Below are 19,603 nucleotides of genomic sequence, written 5' to 3'. Positions count from 1 at the left end.
AAATCTCTAGTCAGCGAAAATACCATTTTTTGGTTTTTCAAATATTTCCGAGTCAAATGCTTCATCCAGAAGCAGGGGGTCGTCAAAACTTACTTGATACTTTAAGTTTTTTGTAGAGTCGTTTTCAAATGTATATCCGGTTAGAATTCGAGGGAAATAAACGCCATTTGAATTGCGGTAGTCCTCATACTTTAGCGCATTTAATGACGGGTTGGGATTGCCACTGTCGGATACTGCATAGAGTAAATACTCCAAGCGTTTAGTTTCTGAGTTTATCAACATGAAATACTGATCTTCAGGACTGGCTCCGGTGTTAGCGGCAAATGTGGCTTCCAATGTCATGTATTTTTGCCCATTGATGGATTTGTCTTCCACCTGCTCTACCGTCACACCAGGATCTGTGAAGATGAAAGGGATGTTGAAGAAATAGAAATATAGGTTATGGTAGAATTTCACTGATCTCCCCTTATATGCTTCTCTAGATGGGCTTACCCAAGTCTGCTTTCCATCGAATCCAATTTCAAACTCTGGGTTCGAGATTCTAATTTCTCTACTTTCTAGATTCACAAAAGAGCTTTCATTTATCATCATTGTTTCATGAATCATAGCATAGCTCTCAGCTTTAGCATAGTACCACTTTTGCCAATCTCCATGTGATTCTAATACAGCAGTGAATTCTGGAGTGAGCTCGGGAAGTGGTTTTTCTGTCGCTTTCTGACATGCAAAGCTGATAAGCAGCAGTGCTGAAGTAGCAAAGGTTAGACTGATTTTGCGCATTTTAAAGGTGTTTGAGATCTCAATGTAGCAGGAAATGGAGAATTGACCAATTGTCAGAATTTCATTTTGAGAATCACAAAAGTTCTAACTGCTGCATGAGAATTTATCTACTATACATAAAATTTCCAGTATAGTAAGTATTTAAACAGATGAAGATGAACTTCGAATTTTTTTTTAATTCTTTCTTAGATTGAATCTAAATAAGAAAAATCTTCCTTACTTTTGGTTATCTATTTATTATCAGTCTAAATAAACTATTCTTTTTATGCAGCCCAAGAAACCTTCCACTTGGAAAAGTATTCGAAACATTTTTGATCAAGTACACTTATATGCGGGCTTGATATCCGGCTTAGTGGTTGTTGCTGTTTGTCTCAGCGGTACTATATATGTGTATAATACAGAGATTCGCGAGTTCATGGATTCAGAGCTTTACTACGTGAAGGAGACAGGAGAGCGTAAGTCTGCAGATGAGCTGAAGCATAGCTTGGAAATAAACAATGAGGCAGACGTGATAGGTCTGATGTGGAATGAGGAGGCAGATCGAAGTGTGCAGTTTACCCTAAAGAAATCAGAGGAAGAGGGGAAAGGCACCACCTATTATGTCAATCCATATTCTGGAGCAATACTTGGAAATACTTCTGATAAGACACAAACGACCGAATTTATGGGTTATATGTTTAGTCTTCATAGATGGTTGTTACTGGATAGAATAGAGACACCAATCCTGGAAAGCATAGGAAATCGTGATCTGGGTAGGTTTATCAATGGCGTAGCAACATTACTGTTTTTACTTGGTGTGATTACTGGTATTGTGATTTGGGTCCCAAATAAGGTCAAAAGCTGGAAGCAAGGGCTGAAAATCAAATGGTCTGGCAATTGGAAGCGGATCAACCATGACTTGCATAATAGCTTGGCATTTTACTCTCTGATATTTTTATTTATCATGTCAGTAACAGGACCTTTCTGGTCTTACACTTGGTACAGAGAAGGCTGGCAGAAGACTTGGGATACGTATCAAGCGCCAGTTACAAAAGCTGATAACACAGGCAAGCCAAAGAATGAGGCTATACCTGAGCTAGTAGCTCAAGTTGAAGAAGGAACACTATCGGTTTTGTCATTGGAGGATATTATGGCTACAACCAATGAAAAACTTCCATACAAAGGCAATATTAGATTAACTCTTCCTTCCAATGCTTCTGAACCTATTGGAGTAAGCAAATACAGAACTGGTTTTTTTGCAAGAGCCGGTGCAGATCAATTGACCTTGAGTTCATCAGATCTATCCATCACAGAAGCTAATTTATTTTCTGATTTGCCTTTCCGTCAACAGGTCGGTAGATCGGTAAAGTCACTACATATTGGAGATATTTTTGGGCAATTCTCTAAGTTCCTTTGGTTTGTGGCATGTTTGATTGCGACATCTTTACCTATCACTGGTACATTGATCTGGTGGAATAAAAGAAAGAAAAAGCCGTCCAAGAAAAAGCCAATTGAAAAGCGTGTAGCTAAAATGGCGTAAAGTATTCAAGACCTTCTGATATCGGAAGGTCTTTTTTTTGTTTTTTACCGCGGAGGCCACTGAGTTTTCGCAGAGGGCGCAACTCTGGTTATCCTGCTTCTCCAGAAGCAGGATTTGGTATTGCTTTAATTCGATATTACGGTTACGTCCTTTCGGGTTAGAATGCTTCGTGGTTTGTGAAAGCCCAAACTATGGTGTTAAACTTGTCCCTTTAGGGACTGACTATAAGTTGCTTAATTAAATAGGTTCATTAGCTGTGCCTTTAGGTACCGCAATATTTGTAAATATTTTAAAGCACCGTACCTAAAGGCACTGCAAAGTTTTATTGCATTTTTCTTTGTACCCAGAGCCTGTCCCTAGTGGGACTTTTGACTAGTCCTCCATAACTTTAAGTGAATATTAAGCCACAGAATTACCGACCTTAGATTGAATTGCTAACTTTTGCATAGTAATTAAAAAAAATCTGGCTTGACAAAGGTGGATGAGATTACAATTAATGATCAGTTCCACGGAAGGCTAATTAATGCTCTCTGCGTAACCTCCGTGGCTTTTGTGGTTAAAAGAGACTCAATCATGCGAATTCTAGTTGTAGAAGATGAGCCGGGGATTTCCGGATTTTTAAAACAAGGATTGGAGGAAGAATCCTATATGGTAGACATCGCCGAAAATGGAGAGAAAGGTCTTCATTTGGCGCTAAGTGGAGATTACGACCTCTTGCTACTGGATTGGGTGCTTCCTCTGAAAAGCGGTGTGGAGGTCTGCCGGGAATTTCGCAAGCAGTTTCCGATAACTCCAGTAATTTTTCTTACGGCAAAAGACACCGTGGATGAGACGATCACTGGATTGCAAGCCGGCGCAAACGACTACATCAAAAAGCCTTTTCACTTTGAGGAGTTGCTGGAGAGAATCCGCGTTCAATTACGTACCAAGGTAAATTCAGAAGAGAAATACACCTTAGGACCGATTACACTTTTCACAGACAAGCACCTCGTACTGAAAGGAGATGAACAGGTTCACTTGACCCAAAAGGAATTTGCTTTACTTGAGTATCTGATGAAGAATAAAAATCAGGTTTGCCGGAGAACGCAGATTATCGAAGATGTTTGGGACATTCATTTTGATTATAATACCGGAGTGATAGATGTCTTTATGAATGCACTCAGGAAAAAACTTCAGTTCACGACCAATGAAGATTACATACATACGGTGCGTGGAGTGGGTTATATAGCAAAGGATTTATGAATGTTTCCTATAAAGAACGCATAGCACGTCGATTGACTTTGGTCACTGCATTGATCGTATTAGTAGTATTTGCTATTATCTATCTGGTCGTAAATTATACGGTAATAGAAAGCATAGATCGGGAGCTCAAGTTGGAAACTGACAAGCATGTAGGACAAATTTTTATAGTGAATGGAGAGATTCGCTTTGTGCATAAAGATGAGTGGCAGGAGCAGGAGCATAGCCAGATTCAGCTAAATCCTATTTTTATAGAAATCGTGGATATGGAAGGTAATTCCATGGACAGATCTCCAAATCTTGGGGAAAACCACTTAAGTTTTTATCCTGATAGGGCTATAAAAAAAGAGGCTTGGACCTTGAAAACTGGAAGCAGGGAAGTGCGTCAGATGCAGATACCTTTGAATCACGCTGGGAAGCAAGAGGGCTACATGCTCGTGGCCAAATCCTTTGAAGATGCAAGGGAGTTGCTGACTAACCTTCGGAATATTCTGTTAATTCTATATCCTGGCATTCTGATCTCCCTCTTTTTATCTATGCGTTTTTTGGCAGGTAAAAGTATTCTGCCAATTAAAACTATCATTCAGAAGACCAATCTAATTTCTCAAAGCAACCTCAATGAGCGAATTGCTGTAGCGGAGCCGAATGATGAAATCGCCCAGCTCACCCGGTCAATAAATGAGTTGTTGGCACGACTGGAGCAATCTATGATAAGGGAAAAGCAATTCACTTCAGATGCTTCCCACGAGTTGAGAACACCATTGGCGGTGATGCGAGGAACTCTCGAAGTCTTGATTCGCAAGCCGAGAACTTCTGAGGAATATGTAGAAAAAGTTAAAATGGCTTTGGGAAGCATAGATCGAATGTCAGAGATGATAGATCAATTACTTTCGCTTGCAAGAGCAGGAAAAGGGAAAATGAGTAGGGAGGAAGTAGAGTTGATTTCTTTTACTCAGAATTTTGCAAAGCAGACAGAGAAAGAATCGGGTAGGGAAATTGCCTTTGAGACCAATCTTTTGACACCACTATTTGCGCTGGTCAATGAGAAATCCCTGCAGATGATACTTAATAATCTCACTCAAAATGCTATTAAATATTCTGCAGAAAGCACTAGAGTTCTAATGCAGGTGGGTCGGCATGATGGAGCACCTTTTATTCTGGTGAGAGATGCGGGGAAAGGCATGGCCATGGAGTCATTGGATAAGATTTTTGATCCTTTCTATAGAGAAATGGATGAAATGGGAAGTGCCATTCAGGGTACAGGTCTGGGTTTGGCTATTGTGAAGAAACTTGCACTTGAGTCGGATATACGGGTAAAAGTGGAGAGTCAAAAAGGTCAAGGCAGCTCGTTTCGATTGATTTTTGTAAATGAGGTTTAAGACAATCTTAAGGGAGTTTTTCGTGTATTGAGGTGTTTAAAAGCCATTTTTGTAGCTCAATCTATTGTTTCGCTTTTCTGCCAGTTAAGAGACCAATGCATCTAGGATATGCTGAATTTGTCCATGAGGCTGTATCTTTCCCGATAGATATCGGGAAATATTCCATGTATTTAAACTAAATGGAAAAAGGCAACTGGCATCACTGTGGATAACAATACCTACTTACACCCGCTTGCATGTTAGATCGAATTATACATTGGAGTATTGCAAATAAGCTCATAGTTTTCATTTTTATTGCCGCTTGGATTGGGTTCGGGATTTTTGCGCTTAGCAATTTGCCTATAGGCGCTGTGCCTGATGTGACGACCAACCAAGTGCAGGTGATCACCACTTCCAGAAATCTTGCCACAGAAGACGTAGAAAAATACCTGACTTATCCAGTAGAACTGGAGATGGCAAATCTTCCCGGCGTGATCGAAATCCGTTCAATTTCAAAGTTTGGACTATCTGTAGTTACTATAGTTTTCGAAGATGACATGGGCACTTATCTCCCTAGGCAATTGATCGCCGAGCGGATAAAGATGGCTGAGGAGAGTATCCCGACTGGTTTTGGCACGCCTATCATGGGGCCTATATCGACTGGATTAGGAGAGATTTATCAATATATAATCGACGTGAAGCCTGGTTACGAGTCAGACTATTCCATCACAGATCTGCGCTCTATTCAGGATTGGGTGGTCCGCCGTCAGCTCTCAGGTATAGAAGGAGTAGTGGAAGTGAACACCTGGGGTGGGTTTCTCAAGCAATATGAAGTAGCCATCAATCCAGAGCGATTGAAGGGGATGCAGATAGATATTGCAGCGGTGTTTCATGCACTTGAAAGCAATAACTCCATTGCCGGTGGAGGGTATATAGAAAAGACAAATGAAAGTTTCTTTATCCGTGGAGAAGGCTTGGTTGCTAGCCTGGAGGATATCGGAAATATAGTGGTGGAGGTGAGAAATGGCTCTCCGATTTATGTCAGAGACATAGCAGAGGTTGGCTTTGGACATGCGAATAGATTTGGAGCAATCACGGCCAATGGCGAAGGTGAAAAAGTGCTAGGGCAAGTGATGATGCTGAAAGGGGCTGATTCCAAAGGGACCATTGATAGAGTGAAGGAGCGATTGGAAGAAATTGAGTCCTCCTTGCCAGATGGAATAATTATCAATGGGTTCTTGGATCGTTCAGAATTGATCGAAAGAACCACCTTCACAATTGCTGAAAACCTAATATTGGGATGTTTGATTGTGGTTTTTGTAGTGGTTTTGTTACTCGGAAATTTTCGATCCGGCTTGGTCGTAGCCTCAGTGATTCCACTGAGTTTGCTTTTTGCCCTCTCGATGATGTATATCTTTGGAGTCGATGCTAACCTCATGAGTTTGGGTGCGATTGACTTTGGGATTATCATCGACGGTGCTGTGATTATCGTAGAGTTCATTGCTTACCAGTTTACGCGCTCCGATCATCAACTAGCGGGACTTTCCAAAGTTGAGCGTCAGGAAAAGAAAGATGAAATATCCTTCACAGGCGCTTCAAAGATGATGCATTCAGCGATTTTTGGACAAATTATTATCATCATCGTTTTTATCCCGATTTTATCGCTGACCGGAGTGGAAGGCAAGATGTTCCGACCTATGGCGGAAGTGTTTTCATTTGCGCTCATCGGAGCCATGATCCTAGGCTTGACTTACGTACCGGTAGTGTCAGCACTTTTCCTGAAGACCACTCCACCAGGTCCAAAGAATATCTCTACCATTATTATCAATGGTATAAACAAAGTTTACCAGCCTACAATTACATGGGCATTGGATCATACCAAAGTAGTATTGCTTAGTGCTTTTGGCTTATTGGCTGGTACTATTTTGATTTTCATTACGATGGGGTCTGAGTTCGTGCCTACGCTAGATGAAGGTGATTTTGTGATTCAGCCATTTTTGAAGACTGGTACATCACTGACTAACACGGTAGAAACTACTACACGAATTGAGAAAATACTGAAAGAATTCCCTGAGGTGAATCAGATTGTAACTCGAATCGGGGCAGCGGAGATCCCCACGGATCCTATGTCTATGGAAGAAAGTGATGTGATCGTGACGCTGAAACCTCGCTCGGAATGGACAACAGTGAATACTAAGGATGAGCTAGCGGAGAAATTCAAAGAGGCTCTGGAAGTGATACCTGGTATGGAATACGAATTTACTCAGCCCATAGAAATGAGATTTAATGAGCTGATCACAGGAGTAAGAGCTGATTTGGCCATTAAGGTTTTCGGAGAGGATTTGGATGTACTGCTGAAAACTGCAGAGGAGATCGAAGCAGCGATACAGGGTGTAGAAGGAGCTGCGGATATTATTTTGGAAAAGGTAGATGGGCTTCCGCAGATGAAGATCGAATACGATAGAGGTAAAATCGCCAAGTTTGGCTTGAATATCTCTGATCTCAATGAGATCGTATCAATGGGTTTTGCTGGGATGAGTGCCGGGAAAGTGTTCGAAGGAGAGCGGCAGTTTGATTTGGTGGTTCGATTTGCGGAGCCTTTCCGCAAGGATATTCAAAATCTCGAACAGGCATCTATTCAACTTCCCAATGGAGGTTCGGTGCCACTTTCTGAACTCGCGACGATCAGCTACACCAAAGGCCCGGCGAAAATATCTAGAGATAATACTAACCGTAGAATAGTCATCGGAGTGAATGTGAGAAACCGTGATTTGCAGTCAGTGGTAGATGATATTCAGGCGATTGTAGCTAATCAAATAAATTTCCCTGAGGGGTATCGTGTAGAATACGGTGGTCAATTTGAAAATCTACAGCAGGCAAGAAATCGCCTGATGATCGCTGTTCCGATAGCGCTGTTTCTGATTTTTGTACTACTCTATTTTGCCTTCTCATCTGCCAAAGACGCGCTAATGATCTATTCCGCAATTCCGCTTTCAGCAATAGGGGGAGTCTTGCTACTGTGGGCTAGAGACATGCCATTTAGCATCTCAGCCGGGGTCGGATTCATTGCGCTTTTCGGTATTGCGGTGCTAAACGGTATCGTATTGATAGAACATTTCAAGTCTATGGAAACACACTATTCTAACCTCAAAGATCTCGTGATAAAAGGCGCTATGGAACGACTTCGGCCAGTTTTGCTAACCGCTTCAGCAGCTGCACTAGGCTTCTTGCCGATGGCAATTTCCAATTCTGCAGGTGCAGAAGTACAAAGGCCGTTGGCCACAGTAGTCGTAGGAGGATTGATTTCTGCTACTATTTTGACCTTGATCGTTTTACCTGTGCTGTATGTTTTATTTAAAAAGAAGGCTGGATCATCAACCTCTTCTGCCAAAAAAGTCCTAGCATCGCTTGTTTTGATTGCGACAGTTTCCTTTGGAGCAACCGCGCAAGAAACTCCACTTACTCTGGCGCAAGCCATGGAAATAGGAGTGGAAAGAAACCTTACTCTTCAAGCTGCAAGCAAGTCGCTGGATATGGCAAATGCCAACATAGGTCAGGGTTGGAATCTGGAAAAAACGAATATCTATTATGCGGAGGATAAAAATGACATTGCCGAAAACGGCATTTACAACAGGAAGTGGGGTCTGAGCCAAAATTTTTCCTTTCCGACTCTTTATGGAGCACAGAAAAATGCATTGGAAGCAGGAGCAGAGATGCAACTCAGTCAATTTGAATTACAACAGCGCAAGTTGGAGGGGGAGATAAGTAAGGCGTTTATTGCGGTGAGATATTGGGATGAATTGATAGAAAATTACGATTACCTCGATTCACTTTATTCGGAATTTACACGTGCCGCTTCTCGGAAATTTGAAACGGGAGAAACTAACTATCTGGAAAAGCTAACAGCCGAAGGAAAACGTCAGGAGATCAGCTTGAAAAAAAGTGAGGCTAATGAAAACTATTTGATTGCGTTAGATCAACTTAAATTGAAACTCAATTGGGAAGGTGATCTTACCCTTGCAAAAGAGGAGATTGATTTGGATGTTTTATTGGAGGAAGATTTGTCTTCTCATCCAGGTGTGGAATATTATGAGTCTGCCGTCAATCAATCTGGATATCAAATCCAAACAGAAAAAAGAAAATTGCTGCCAGACTTTAACATTGAAGTGTTTCGAGGAACAAATCAAGGTGCAGATGCTAAGGTTTATCCTGGTTTTCAGGCCGGAATATCACTTCCTCTCTTTTTTGGAGCTCAAAAAGCGAGTGTAAAAAGCAGTGAGTTTCATCAGCAAAAAATCCAGCTTGAAGCGGAGCAATATCAAAATCAATTGTCAAGCCGAGCGCAACAACTGCAGCGGCAATTGGATCAAAATTTTCGAGTCATCACTTATTATGAATCGGAGGGCAAAACCCTTTCTCTACAAATCCTCGAACAAGCCCAGCGTTCCTACCAAGAAGGCGAGATTGATTTCCTCCAGTACGTGCAACTTCTAGATAATTCTAGGACGATAACTCTTCAGTATCTGCAAAGCAAATTTGCGTATCAACAAACTATTTTGGATATAAACTTCCTACTGAACTGATGAAATCGAGCATGTCGAAAGTTTCATACACTGAGATGATTATTAACCATCCGAAATTCCATCCGATAGCTATCGAGATGAACATAAAAAATCAATTATAAACAGATGAATAATTTTCCTATAAAATCAATCGTAAGTTTTTCACTACTGGCTACTAGTCTTTTATTTTTCCAGTGTAAAGGATCAAGTGAACCCGCAGCGGAAGGGGTAGAAGTAGCAGAAGGGACTTCTTCGGGCGCATATATTATGGTTTCTCAGAAGCAATTTGAGACCATGAATATGACTTGGGGAAGTCCCAAGATCGAGGAGTTTTCTAAAGAGGTAGCTGTACAGGGCATGGTGAAAGTTCCGGTAGAAGGTATACAGGAGATTTCAGCATTTTTCGGAGGATATGTAAGTGGTTTAAACAAGCTGGAAGGCCAGTCCGTGCGCAAAGGTGAAGTACTTTTCTACCTTGAAAACCCCGAATTCATCCGTTTACAACAAGACTACTTAGAGTCAAAAAGCCAGTTGAATTACTTATTTGCTGAATATGAGCGTCAGAAGACGCTTTTCGGAGAAAAGATTTCTGCTCAGAAGAATTACCTAAAGGCAGAAGCTGACTATCAAGCAACCAAAGCCACGACAGAAAGTTTGAAGCGCCAATTGGCTTTGATCAATATTAATACGGACCAATTACTTCCAGAGAATATCCGTTCCAAAGTGCCTGTCTTGTCACCAATTTCTGGGTTTGTTGATGCGATTCATTTGGTTCAAGGGTCATTTTTGCCGGTGGCAGGTAAGGCTATGACGATTATCAGTAAGGAACATATGCATGTAGAGTTGGTGTTTTTTGAGAAGGATGCGGCAAATATCCAAGTTGGGCAGCGAGTTATAATTACCATTCCTGACTTGCCTGGCAAGACATTAACCGCTGAGGTGAAGATGGTAGGCCAATCAATCAGTCAGGATAGACAGATCACTGTTCACGCTGATTTGCCAAACAGAGAGGAGGAGGCGATGCTTATTCCAGGAATGTTTATAGAAGCTAGATTAAGGCTGGATCCTAAAGATACTTGGGTAGTTCCGTCTACTGCAGTGGTCGTGTCTGAAGGAGAAAGCTATGTATTGGTGCAGCGAGATAAGACTGAAACAGGCTACAAGCTGGAGAAAGTAGTTGTAAAAACAGGAATAGAAAATAATGAGATGACCGAGCTTATGCCTAATGAGTCTTTGGATGAAAAGACTGTAATTCTGACCCATGGTGGGTTTAATCTACTGCCTTAGTTTATTTACCGCAAAGATCTTTACGCAAGGGTTTAGAAAATAATTTGGCTCAAGCCGTTCTATCCTTTATTCTAAACTCAAATGAATGGGCTAAAGCCACATTCCAATTTAATTGCTGTACGTTTAAACAGCCCACTGCTTTATTTGGAGGCAAAGATATGAGCGATATCTCGCAGGGCTTTAGCCTAATTCATCTTTATCATTTGAAATATGAATCACAAATCCAAGAATTATTCGACACCCTTCGGGGTCGTGCTACGAAACACCGGGCTCATCATGTCTATGGGCACCCATGGCTATTCATGGTTTGACCACTTAGTGGTCTTTAAAGAAAAGCTTCCAAAATAGTTTTTCCAACTCAATATCTAAAATGATCCTGAAAGGATCGAACCATGAATAGCCCCCGGTGCAACTGGGGGTTAAAGAGTCAGAGAGCGATTCTACGACGGTGAAGCCGTCGAACTCTTTGGAATTGTTTGGATTACAAATCCAGAAAAATAATAAGAGTGAGAAAATAATTTGGAGAAAACCCGTTCTATCCTGTATTCTATAGTCTAATGATAGCCTCCTTCCTATTCCATTATTGTCCGTTTAATTCACCTCCTACTTTAACGGGAGGTTATGAAATGGGCGATTGCTTCGCCGATCTCTAGCAACGCATCACTTTCTGACTTGGTAAAATCATAAGGGACTGACTTGGCAATGCCCAAGGTGCCATATAATTCACCGTCTAATAACATAGGGACGGCAATAGACCCTTCCACTTTAGTTTCTTTGGCTGCAGGTCGCGCAACACCCGAATCATCGGTTTGCAAATTGCACATTTCCACAGGAGTCCTCCGCTCAGCGGCGATTCCGGCCATCCCCTTTCCGATAGGAATAGAGGACATTTTTGGCAAAAGAAAATCAGGTATTCCTTTTTGTGACTTGAGCATCAACAGATTGGTTGTCTGATCAAGTGTATGGAGCGTTCCAGTAGTACAGTCAAAGTCCGAAATAATTAATTCCAGCATTTCTTGCCAGTTAAGATTTCCTGATGTCTCCTTAATGGAATTGATGATTGATGCTGAATTGTTCATGGGTATAGTAGGCAAGTTAAAATGAATTTGGGGGGGCTATCCCCTTCTAAATGCTCCTGAAAAATACATTCCCTTTCTTTCTCCTGCAACCTGCAGTTTTCAGGAACGGAGAAGCTGTTGTTTTACTTACATCAGTTTTCTAGAATCTATTTTTTTCCTTAAGGAATTCTTGGTCTTTAGCTGCTTAAACTATTTTTCTCAATCAGGTATCACTAACTCCAATTGCTGATCGTTTTGCGATGGATAGTGTGCGTTTTTCTCGCTCATTTCCTCGGCAAGGATTTTCATCATTTTTTTCAACTCTGCAGGATTAGAATCTGCCAAGTTCTTCGTTTCAAAAGGATCCCTTTTCAAATGAAACAGCTCATATCGTGGTGCGCTATCGACGGGGTAATGATAGACTATTTTCCAATCGGAATCGACAAGACTGCTGAAGTAATTTGAGCGGTGATCGCCATGTGGGAAATGATTTAAGAAGCGCTCATCACGAACTGAATTTTGTTCAGCATTGAATTGACGTTTTAGATCAAACCCATCTATGACATATGCTTTTGGTATGGGAATGCCTGCTAGGTTGCAAAGGGTAGGAAAAATATCGATGATGCTTCCTAATTGCTGCTGTATTGTATTTGGCGTAATAGGTAGTTTTTGTTGATTGGAGGCTTTGGCATTGTTACTTATCCATGCAGCTATAAATGGCACGCGCATTCCACCTTCCCAATGGTTGCCTTTTTTGCCCTTGAGTGGAGAAGAACTACTGTAATCATCTTCTATTGTCAAGGGAGCGTCCGAACCATTATCGCCTAGGAATAGAATTAAGGTATTATCCCCCAAGCCTAATTCTTTTACATGCTGCATAATATCGCCCAGTGACTTGTCTATTCCCTCAATCAGCGTAGCATAAGCTTTGGCTTTTTCCGGATAATCGGATTTCTCATACTTTTCTGCAAACCGTGGATCTGAGTAAAATGGGGCATGGACGGCATAGTGGGACATATTGAGGAAGAAAGGTTTTCCTTCTGCTTTTGCCTGAGAAATAGCGGCATTTGCCTCTAGTGTGAGAGCCTCGGTTAAGAAGATGTCCTGCCCATGGTATTTTTCTAGACCTGGCACAGCTCGGGATTTATTTCCTCCTGCATGCCCAAAGGACTCTGTACCTAAGTAACTGCCTGGCTGTCCAATGGAGCTCCCGCCTATGTTGATGTCAAAGCCCAAGTTCAGTGGATCTTCTCCCTCGCTGTCGAAGGGTCCAAAATGCGCCTTGCCAACATGGATAGTTTTGTAGCCATGCTGTTGAAGCAGTCTAGGAAGCGTGGTGGAGTTCTTGTCCAGTCCTTTCCAATTCCAGTCTGCTGGGCCAAACTCCGTACGGTTATTTTCTTCCGAACGAATCCAATTGGTGACACCATGGCGAGCGGAGTTCTGACCGGTGAGGATAGACGTTCGAGAAGGAGAGCAGACTGAATGCGCGTAGAAATTGGAAAATCGTATGCCTTGGCTGGCTAGAATCTCCATGTTTGGCGTCTGGTAAAACTTATTCAGCGGATAAGAGACGGGATTACCTGCCTCATCCATGACAAAAGGAAGTGAAGTATCCATCAATCCCATATCATCTATCATAAATACGATAATGTTAGGAGGCGTGCTCACTTGCTTGGTAGTGCAGGAATTTAGCCCAAGTAATAGCAGGCCAGAAAAAAGTGATAGTGCTAACGCTGAGGTAAATTTGTGCATTTTTATAGACGTGGGTGGAGATGACCAAAGCAAACCTATCATTTACAGGCTTACTTTCCAAGACCCCTATTTCGAAAGAACATCGAGCTGTTTTTGTTTTTCTAAAGGAAAAGCAAATTTCCATAAGGTAGTTCGAGGATATGTCATGAAGGATATTTGAAACGAACTAGGTGCGTATGGAGCTTAATTTCTATCTTTATTCAGGACAATTTTCTAAGGGAAGCGATATAAATCTTTAAAGGTTTCAGTATCTGTTTGGTGATTTTTATAACTGATTAAAATACAGTAAAATGGAGGAATTGACATTAGCTCGAATAATTCATGTCTTGGCAGTGGTGCTGTGGATAGGAGGAGTAGCGATGGTAACCACAGTAATTTTTCCAGCTGTCAAAAGGCTATCATCAAAAGAGGATCAGATCAAGGTGTTTGAGCAGATAGAAGGTAGGTTTGCACTTCAGGCTAAAATCACGACACTTCTGACAGGATTGTCTGGTTTCTATATGCTCTACAAGTTGGATGCCTGGAGTAGATACTTAGATTACAGATTCTGGTGGGTTCATGCGATGACTCTAGTATGGTTGCTTTTCACTGTAATGTTATTTGTTCTAGAGCCATTTGTATTGCATAAAATCTTCAAAAAGAAGGTAGCTGAAAACCCAGAAAAGACCTTTGCATTTATGCATAGATTACATTGGGTATTACTGATCTTGAGCTTAATTACTATTCTTGGTGCTGTGGCTGGAAGTCATGGTTGGTACTTTGTGTAAGATGATTAGCTGCTCTCTGATTAATTTGTCACTTAAAAACTTTAAGCCGGAAAAGGATCATAACAAGGTATGAGCTTGTAGAGATCTGGCCCTAGGTGTCAAAAACCACTAGTTTAGCATTTCGATTATTATTTTACTTACTCCGCCTCCCAGATGAAAAATACAGATAACCACATCAATTACGTAGAATTTAAGGCAAAAGACCTTGACGAAATCAAACAGTTTTATGAGCAGGCTTTTGGTTGGGTTTTCACTGATTATGGACCTGGATATACAGCATTTTCTGAAAGTGGAATAGCTGGAGGATTTGAGAAAACAGATAATGAGATACACAATGGAGCCCTGATAGTGCTCCAACATGAAGAGCTGGAACTTGCAAGAGAAGCTGTCCTGAAGGCAAATGGGAAGATTTCAGTAGATATTTTTTTATTTCCCGGAGGCAGGAGGTTCCAATTTCTTGATCCATCAGGGAATGAATTGGCGGTTTGGACGGAGGGGTAGAAAGATGAACATTCGAAAAGCCAAACTTGAAGACGCTGAGGCGATTGCACCACTTCTGATGCTTGCTTCGGGAGATGTAATCTATAAGTTCATCGGGGAGGAGCAGTACGAAAAGGGCAAAGCCTTTTTGCTTCACTTTGTCAGCAGTGAGGAGAACCAATATTCTTTTCAGAACTGCTATGTCGTGTTGGATGGGGGACAGGTCGTCGCAGCTGCGCTAGTTTATGATGGGGCAAGGTTGGAGGAGTTGCGGAGACCAGTTTTGGATTATGTTCATCAGCATTATGATGCAAATCTGAAAGTAGAAGATGAAACCCAAGCGGGTGAGTTTTACATAGATTCTTTGGGAGTAGCGCTAAGTCATCAAGGGAAAGGCTTGGGTTCAAAAATGCTAGGTTATTTAATCGAAGAAATCGTGTACAAGCAAAGTCAGACACTTGGTTTGCTTGTGGATAAAACTAATTATAGAGCAAAGAAACTCTATAAGAGACTTGGCTTTGCATTCGTGGAGGATAGAGAATTGCTAGGCTTTTCAATGGAGCATTTGCAAGTGAGTAAGGATAATCCTTCCGACTAATTTCAAATATCCTTATTAATTTAAAAATCCCTTATCAAGTTATCTCAAGTTCTTATGTTATATAATTTCGTTGTTTTAGCACTTTTAGCACTTCTGTTTTCAGCTTGTAATGATTCGGCGCAGAAAGATGATGATATCGAGAAAGCTTCAAATAAAGGTATTTCTACTACCTCGATAATCATTCTTGGGACTATCCAAGATGGGGGATCTCCGCATATAGGATGTACAAAGGAATGTTGTGCCATGCTTTTTGAAAATCCGGATGAAGACAGGCAGGTAGCTTCTCTAGGGGTATTTGATGCGGAGACGAAAAAGAAATACCTTTTTGAAGCAACGCCTGATATTGGAAGACAAGTCAAAGTATTAAAGAATTTTGGAGTAGAAACTGAAGGTGAGATGCCTGATGGAATTTTTTTAACACATGCGCATATTGGCCATTATGCAGGTTTGATGTTTTTGGGAAAAGAAGCTCGTGATGCGAAAAAAGTACCTGTGTTTGCGATGCCAAGAATGATAGAATTCCTCAGCAACAATGGTCCTTGGAGCCAGTTGGTGAGCAGCGAGAATATTGAGCTGATGCCATTGGATAATGAAGTTCCGATTACTCTTTCGCAACAGTTAACAGTAGTGCCAGTCCAAGTGCCACACCGTGATGAATTCTCAGAAACGGTGGGTTATAAGATTTTTGGTCCTACTAAAACGGCTCTGTTCATCCCTGATATTGACAAGTGGGAAAAGTGGGAGAAGGATATCCTAAAAGAGATTAAGTCGGTGGATTATGCATTTGTAGATGCTACTTTTTTTAGCGGGAAGGAATTGAATAATCGTGATATGGCCGAGATTCCGCATCCTTTTATCTTAGAGAGTATGAGCGAATTTGATGGATTGTCTAAAAAAGATAAGTCCAAAGTGATCTTCATTCATTTCAACCATACCAATCCCGTGATCAACCAAGGCAGTGTGGAGTCAAAGCTGGCTATCGAGAAAGGCTTTCGAATTGCTAGAATCGGGGAGGTTTTTGAATTATAAGTCAATGCATACGGGGAGTTAATTATTACTTAGAAATAAGCATATGAAGTTATACACGACCATGCCTAATTCTCTATTGCCATTTTACAAGGCAGAATTAGAACAATACCGAAATATATATCGGGAGATTTGCCAGGAGCTTGGCAGCAATTGGAACGGGCACATATTTATTAGGCCAGCGCTATCCATTTGAGCATAGCATTGTCCATTGATAATGCTGCAGTTTGGATTTAGAATCAAAAGCGCAAAAGAAATCATCGGCCAAATACCGCGATTCCTGGTAGGAGGGGTTTAAATCTTTCGTGGGGAAAGTGCTTATGGGGAATTCAGGTGGAGCCAATGTGCCAGCGCTAAAGCCTTTCTTGATTACACCGGGCATTCAGGATATTTTCAGGAAAGCTGGAATAGCCGAAGTCTAGAACAAAGGTTTTTTTGAGTTATATTGAAGAGTTATTTAATAATCACAACTAATCATTACTATGAATATTACGTTAGAACAAGCAGAGAAAGCAATCCAAGAAGCAAAGGCTAAAGCAGCTGAAATAGACACTAAAATGAATATTGCCATCGTGGATGGGGGTGCAAACTTGGTAGCCTTTACACGTATGGATGGAGCTTGGTTGGGCTCTCTTGATATCTCAATCAAGAAGGCGAAAACTGCTCGGTTTTTTGATATGGATACGGGAATTGTAGGAAGCCTCTCTCAGCCAGGTGGCCCACTATTTAATATTGAGCATTCCAATTCTGGTTTGATCACTTTTCCAGGGGGGATACCGATCAAGAATGCTGAAGGGACAATCATTGGTGCCATTGGAGTAAGTGGAAGCTCAGTGGAAAATGATCATACAGTAGCTGAAGCTGGAGCAAAAGCAATATAGTTTAGAGTAAGATTTGGATTGAGTTGTGCCTCATATGATTTGATGATTATGAGGTTACGGTCTGAGACGAGACTGGAATAGTGGGATGCCAAGAAGGGAAAAGCTGAAATGCTCCTTCTTGGCTTCTTCAATTGAGATAGAATTCGTGCTATTAATTTTTGAACTATGGAATTGAAAACAAGTCCTGAAGTTGAATTAGTTTATGCAAATTATCCGGACTTCGTACGAGATAAAATAATGAATTTGAGAAGATTGGTTTTACAAGTTGCTACAGAAATGGATTTGTCAAGTTTAGAGGAGGTACTCAAGTGGGGAGAGCCAAGCTTTCTTGCCAAAAAAGGGAGCACCATTCGCATGGATTGGAAAGAGAAAAATCCGAATCAATATGCGATGTATTTCAAATGCACCAGTAAGCTTGTTACTAGTTTTCGTTTGACTTATAATGAAATCTTTGACTATGAAGGAAATAGGGCATTAGTTTTTAAATTGGATGAGGAAATACCTGAAACTGAATTGAAGAACTGTATCAAAGCCGCGTTAAGGTATCATCAGGTTAAGCAATTGCCGACTCTGGGGTTATAAGAAGTGGGGCTGAAACCAAACTGTATTAACCTCAGACAAATGTAATCCCTACTATTCAATAGTGCCCTCTGTGTTAAACTCTGCGTGCACCGCGGTTAAAGAAAACTAACAAAAAGATGAATTCTAAAGTGGACTTTTTTTTCGATAAAGCATCCCAGTGGCAGGAAGAATACAGGCAGCTAAGAACGCTGGTGCTGGATTGTGGACTAACTGAAGAACTGAAATGGGGTGTGCCTTGCTACACTTATCAAGGAAGCAATGTGGTATTGATACATGGTTTCAAAGAATACTGTGCGCTTTTGTTTCACAAAGGGGCTTTGCTTCAAGATGAGGAAGGTATTCTGATCCAGCAGACAGAAAATGTACAGGCTGCCCGTCAGATTAGGTTCAGCAATCTTTCCGAGATCGTAACATTGAAACCAACACTGAAAGCCTACATTTATGAAGCTATTGAAGTAGAAAAAGCTGGCTTGAAAGTACCATTGAAAAAGACGAAGGAGTATGCTATCCCAGCCGAATTCCAAGTGAAATTGGATGAGAACGCTGAGTTGAAAACTGCTTTTAACGCTTTGACACCAGGTCGCCAACGTGGGTATTTGTTATATTTTTCGGCAGCTAAGCAAGCTAAAACCCGAGAGGCAAGGATAGATAAATACAGCCCCCAAATTCTGGCCGGAAAGGGATTGAATGATTGAGTTTACTTTTTGAAATTGATCGGGCACTTAGTTTGAAGTTCTTGCATTTTGGCAGCATATCTCACTCCCAGCGCATGGTAGGAGTTGGAATCGAAGTGGGTGCTATCGCCTTTGTGAGTTAAGCCTTCTGCCGTGACTAGTCCTACACAATCCGAACTATTAGAGATTTGCCAAATGACTCCATTCATTTTTTGAGCATAGTCAGCTTTAGGGTAGAAAAAGTAGCCAATTTCTCCCATTACAAGCGGGATTGATTCTATTCCCAAATCAGATTTGAGAGAATCCAGCATGGCTTCGAATTTTTGCCTGTACCCATTTAAAGCTTCTTCAGAATTCGAGTCTGACTCTCCCTGATGCCAGAGTATCCCTTTCAAGGCGCCGGTTTCCATGGCTTTTTTTGTGCGCCGTATCATATCATCGTAAGGGTAAGTATTGGTTTGGGAAAAAAGGGAATCAGCGAACCAGTAATTAATCGAGCTTCCTCCAACCGCAGTAGGGATGAGTCCTATTTTGATGCTTGGGTTATTGTTTGCCATAATTTTCCCAAAAGTCAAGCCGAGGCCTGTACCTGCAGCAGATTTATCAAAATGCATAGGATCTCTTGCTGAAACCCAATTCATATCCTTGTCCAGCATCATTACACGTGGATGACTGAGCGTGTCCAAGGCTTCCACTTTCCCTCTACCCGCCATATTGGATTGTCCCATGAGAAGATAGAGGTGAAGGTTTTCTTTTGATGTAGTCGCTGGGATGTTTTTTTGACTGGTGCAACCTAGGATTAGTAAGAATATCAAAAGGAGTGGGAGGTATTTTGATTTCATGATTTTAGAAGTTGAGCTTGTTAAGCTACTAGATGTTTGCTCTTCATTACAGCAGTTGCAGGTATTATATTAGGTATGAATTCAGAATTAGTAATATGTCCCGTGCCTACGGCACTCTGATTTCATAGGTGAGTCCTTTGCAAGGGATTGAAATCCCTTGCTACAAGATGTACCAAGCCTACGGCTTTTGTCCAAGGG

Annotated in this window: 18 protein-coding genes; 14 read left to right on the top strand and 4 right to left on the bottom strand. The window is 41.3% G+C overall.

Annotated features, from left to right (window positions below; all coding sequences use genetic code 11):
- Window positions 1-6 precede the first annotated feature (6 nt).
- On the bottom strand, window positions 7-777 hold the full coding sequence (locus BVH02_RS11400; protein WP_086501582.1) for a DUF6503 family protein: 771 nt from the start codon (window positions 775-777) through the stop codon (window positions 7-9).
- A gap of 265 nt (window positions 778-1,042) precedes the next feature.
- Here BVH02_RS11400 and BVH02_RS11395 point away from each other — a divergent pair, with 265 nt between their 5' ends.
- The 5 genes from BVH02_RS11395 to BVH02_RS11375 all read left to right on the top strand — a co-directional run bounded on the left by BVH02_RS11395 (window position 1,043) and on the right by BVH02_RS11375 (window position 10,742).
- Window positions 1,043-2,296 (top strand): PepSY-associated TM helix domain-containing protein, encoded by a 1,254-nt coding sequence (locus BVH02_RS11395; protein ID WP_086501581.1) that lies wholly within the window; start codon window positions 1,043-1,045, stop codon window positions 2,294-2,296.
- A gap of 573 nt (window positions 2,297-2,869) precedes the next feature.
- Entirely contained in the window at window positions 2,870-3,538 is a 669-nt protein-coding gene (locus BVH02_RS11390) for a response regulator transcription factor (RefSeq protein WP_086501770.1), read from the top strand.
- The gene (locus BVH02_RS11385; protein ID WP_086501580.1) at window positions 3,535-4,914 is read left to right on the top strand and encodes a sensor histidine kinase; all 1,380 of its coding nucleotides are present in this window, start codon (window positions 3,535-3,537) and stop codon (window positions 4,912-4,914) included. Before BVH02_RS11390 ends, BVH02_RS11385 begins: the two co-directional genes overlap by 4 nt.
- 236 nt (window positions 4,915-5,150) lie before the next feature.
- On the top strand, window positions 5,151-9,476 hold the full coding sequence (locus BVH02_RS11380; RefSeq protein WP_086501579.1) for a CusA/CzcA family heavy metal efflux RND transporter: 4,326 nt from the start codon (window positions 5,151-5,153) through the stop codon (window positions 9,474-9,476).
- Window positions 9,477-9,581: 105 nt separating this feature from the next.
- Window positions 9,582-10,742: an efflux RND transporter periplasmic adaptor subunit gene (locus BVH02_RS11375; protein ID WP_086501578.1), complete on the top strand. Its 1,161-nt coding sequence runs from the start codon at window positions 9,582-9,584 to the stop codon at window positions 10,740-10,742.
- A 608-nt stretch (window positions 10,743-11,350) separates the two neighbouring features.
- On the opposite strand, the gene BVH02_RS11365 is transcribed toward BVH02_RS11375, so the two are convergent.
- The gene (locus BVH02_RS11365; protein ID WP_086501576.1) at window positions 11,351-11,821 is read right to left on the bottom strand and encodes a GAF domain-containing protein; all 471 of its coding nucleotides are present in this window, start codon (window positions 11,819-11,821) and stop codon (window positions 11,351-11,353) included.
- 198 nt (window positions 11,822-12,019) lie between these two features.
- The gene (locus BVH02_RS11360) at window positions 12,020-13,555 is read right to left on the bottom strand and encodes a sulfatase (protein ID WP_086501575.1); all 1,536 of its coding nucleotides are present in this window, start codon (window positions 13,553-13,555) and stop codon (window positions 12,020-12,022) included.
- Window positions 13,556-13,845: 290 nt separating this feature from the next.
- Here BVH02_RS11360 and BVH02_RS11355 point away from each other — a divergent pair, with 290 nt between their 5' ends.
- From BVH02_RS11355 to BVH02_RS11320, 9 genes are all read left to right on the top strand, one after another.
- Window positions 13,846-14,322 (top strand): hypothetical protein, encoded by a 477-nt coding sequence (locus BVH02_RS11355; RefSeq protein ID WP_086501574.1) that lies wholly within the window; start codon window positions 13,846-13,848, stop codon window positions 14,320-14,322.
- A 153-nt stretch (window positions 14,323-14,475) separates the two neighbouring features.
- On the top strand, window positions 14,476-14,823 hold the full coding sequence (locus BVH02_RS11350) for a VOC family protein (protein WP_086501573.1): 348 nt from the start codon (window positions 14,476-14,478) through the stop codon (window positions 14,821-14,823).
- Between the two features lie 4 nt (window positions 14,824-14,827).
- Window positions 14,828-15,400, top strand: coding sequence for a GNAT family N-acetyltransferase (locus BVH02_RS11345; RefSeq protein WP_086501572.1), 573 nt, complete (start codon window positions 14,828-14,830; stop codon window positions 15,398-15,400).
- A 54-nt stretch (window positions 15,401-15,454) separates the two neighbouring features.
- Window positions 15,455-16,429, top strand: coding sequence for an MBL fold metallo-hydrolase (locus BVH02_RS11340; protein WP_086501571.1), 975 nt, complete (start codon window positions 15,455-15,457; stop codon window positions 16,427-16,429).
- Between the two features lie 214 nt (window positions 16,430-16,643).
- On the top strand, window positions 16,644-16,724 hold the full coding sequence (locus BVH02_RS22045) for a DUF3703 domain-containing protein (protein WP_317130476.1): 81 nt from the start codon (window positions 16,644-16,646) through the stop codon (window positions 16,722-16,724).
- A gap of 7 nt (window positions 16,725-16,731) precedes the next feature.
- Window positions 16,732-16,848, top strand: coding sequence for a hypothetical protein (locus BVH02_RS21960; protein WP_317045427.1), 117 nt, complete (start codon window positions 16,732-16,734; stop codon window positions 16,846-16,848).
- A gap of 60 nt (window positions 16,849-16,908) precedes the next feature.
- Window positions 16,909-17,307, top strand: a complete 399-nt coding sequence (locus tag BVH02_RS11330; protein ID WP_086501570.1) for a GlcG/HbpS family heme-binding protein — start codon at window positions 16,909-16,911, stop codon at window positions 17,305-17,307.
- A gap of 165 nt (window positions 17,308-17,472) precedes the next feature.
- Window positions 17,473-17,889, top strand: coding sequence for a DUF1801 domain-containing protein (locus BVH02_RS11325; protein ID WP_086501569.1), 417 nt, complete (start codon window positions 17,473-17,475; stop codon window positions 17,887-17,889).
- Between the two features lie 116 nt (window positions 17,890-18,005).
- Window positions 18,006-18,584 (top strand): YdeI/OmpD-associated family protein, encoded by a 579-nt coding sequence (locus BVH02_RS11320; RefSeq protein WP_086501568.1) that lies wholly within the window; start codon window positions 18,006-18,008, stop codon window positions 18,582-18,584.
- 2 nt (window positions 18,585-18,586) lie between these two features.
- Here the strand turns inward: BVH02_RS11320 and BVH02_RS11315 are convergent, their stop codons facing one another.
- Entirely contained in the window at window positions 18,587-19,405 is an 819-nt protein-coding gene (locus tag BVH02_RS11315) for a sialate O-acetylesterase (protein ID WP_086501567.1), read from the bottom strand.
- Window positions 19,406-19,603: the final 198 nt, after the last annotated feature.

It is taken from the genome of Algoriphagus ratkowskyi (assembly GCF_002150505.1).
Lineage (GTDB): Bacteria > Bacteroidota > Bacteroidia > Cytophagales > Cyclobacteriaceae > Algoriphagus > Algoriphagus ratkowskyi.
This window is presented reverse-complemented; position numbering and strand designations above follow the sequence as displayed.

Bases quoted from the DNA above. Each gene is read 5' to 3' on its own strand.
- BVH02_RS11350 (WP_086501573.1), top strand. From the start codon at position 14,476: ATGAAAAATACAGATAACCACATCAATTACGTAGAATTTAAGGCAAAA.
- BVH02_RS11320 (WP_086501568.1), top strand. From the start codon at position 18,006: ATGAATTCTAAAGTGGACTTTTTTTTCGATAAAGCATCCCAGTGGCAG.
- BVH02_RS11395 (WP_086501581.1), top strand. From the start codon at position 1,043: ATGCAGCCCAAGAAACCTTCCACTTGGAAAAGTATTCGAAACATTTTT.
- BVH02_RS11360 (WP_086501575.1), bottom strand. From the start codon at position 13,555: ATGCACAAATTTACCTCAGCGTTAGCACTATCACTTTTTTCTGGCCTG.
- BVH02_RS11375 (WP_086501578.1), top strand. From the start codon at position 9,582: ATGAATAATTTTCCTATAAAATCAATCGTAAGTTTTTCACTACTGGCT.
- BVH02_RS22045 (WP_317130476.1), top strand. From the start codon at position 16,644: ATGCTGCAGTTTGGATTTAGAATCAAAAGCGCAAAAGAAATCATCGGC.
- BVH02_RS11400 (WP_086501582.1), bottom strand. From the start codon at position 777: ATGCGCAAAATCAGTCTAACCTTTGCTACTTCAGCACTGCTGCTTATC.
- BVH02_RS11325 (WP_086501569.1), top strand. From the start codon at position 17,473: ATGGAATTGAAAACAAGTCCTGAAGTTGAATTAGTTTATGCAAATTAT.
- BVH02_RS11385 (WP_086501580.1), top strand. From the start codon at position 3,535: ATGAATGTTTCCTATAAAGAACGCATAGCACGTCGATTGACTTTGGTC.
- BVH02_RS11355 (WP_086501574.1), top strand. From the start codon at position 13,846: ATGGAGGAATTGACATTAGCTCGAATAATTCATGTCTTGGCAGTGGTG.
- BVH02_RS11380 (WP_086501579.1), top strand. From the start codon at position 5,151: ATGTTAGATCGAATTATACATTGGAGTATTGCAAATAAGCTCATAGTT.
- BVH02_RS11390 (WP_086501770.1), top strand. From the start codon at position 2,870: ATGCGAATTCTAGTTGTAGAAGATGAGCCGGGGATTTCCGGATTTTTA.
- BVH02_RS11315 (WP_086501567.1), bottom strand. From the start codon at position 19,405: ATGAAATCAAAATACCTCCCACTCCTTTTGATATTCTTACTAATCCTA.
- BVH02_RS11330 (WP_086501570.1), top strand. From the start codon at position 16,909: ATGAATATTACGTTAGAACAAGCAGAGAAAGCAATCCAAGAAGCAAAG.
- BVH02_RS11340 (WP_086501571.1), top strand. From the start codon at position 15,455: ATGTTATATAATTTCGTTGTTTTAGCACTTTTAGCACTTCTGTTTTCA.
- BVH02_RS11345 (WP_086501572.1), top strand. From the start codon at position 14,828: ATGAACATTCGAAAAGCCAAACTTGAAGACGCTGAGGCGATTGCACCA.
- BVH02_RS11365 (WP_086501576.1), bottom strand. From the start codon at position 11,821: ATGAACAATTCAGCATCAATCATCAATTCCATTAAGGAGACATCAGGA.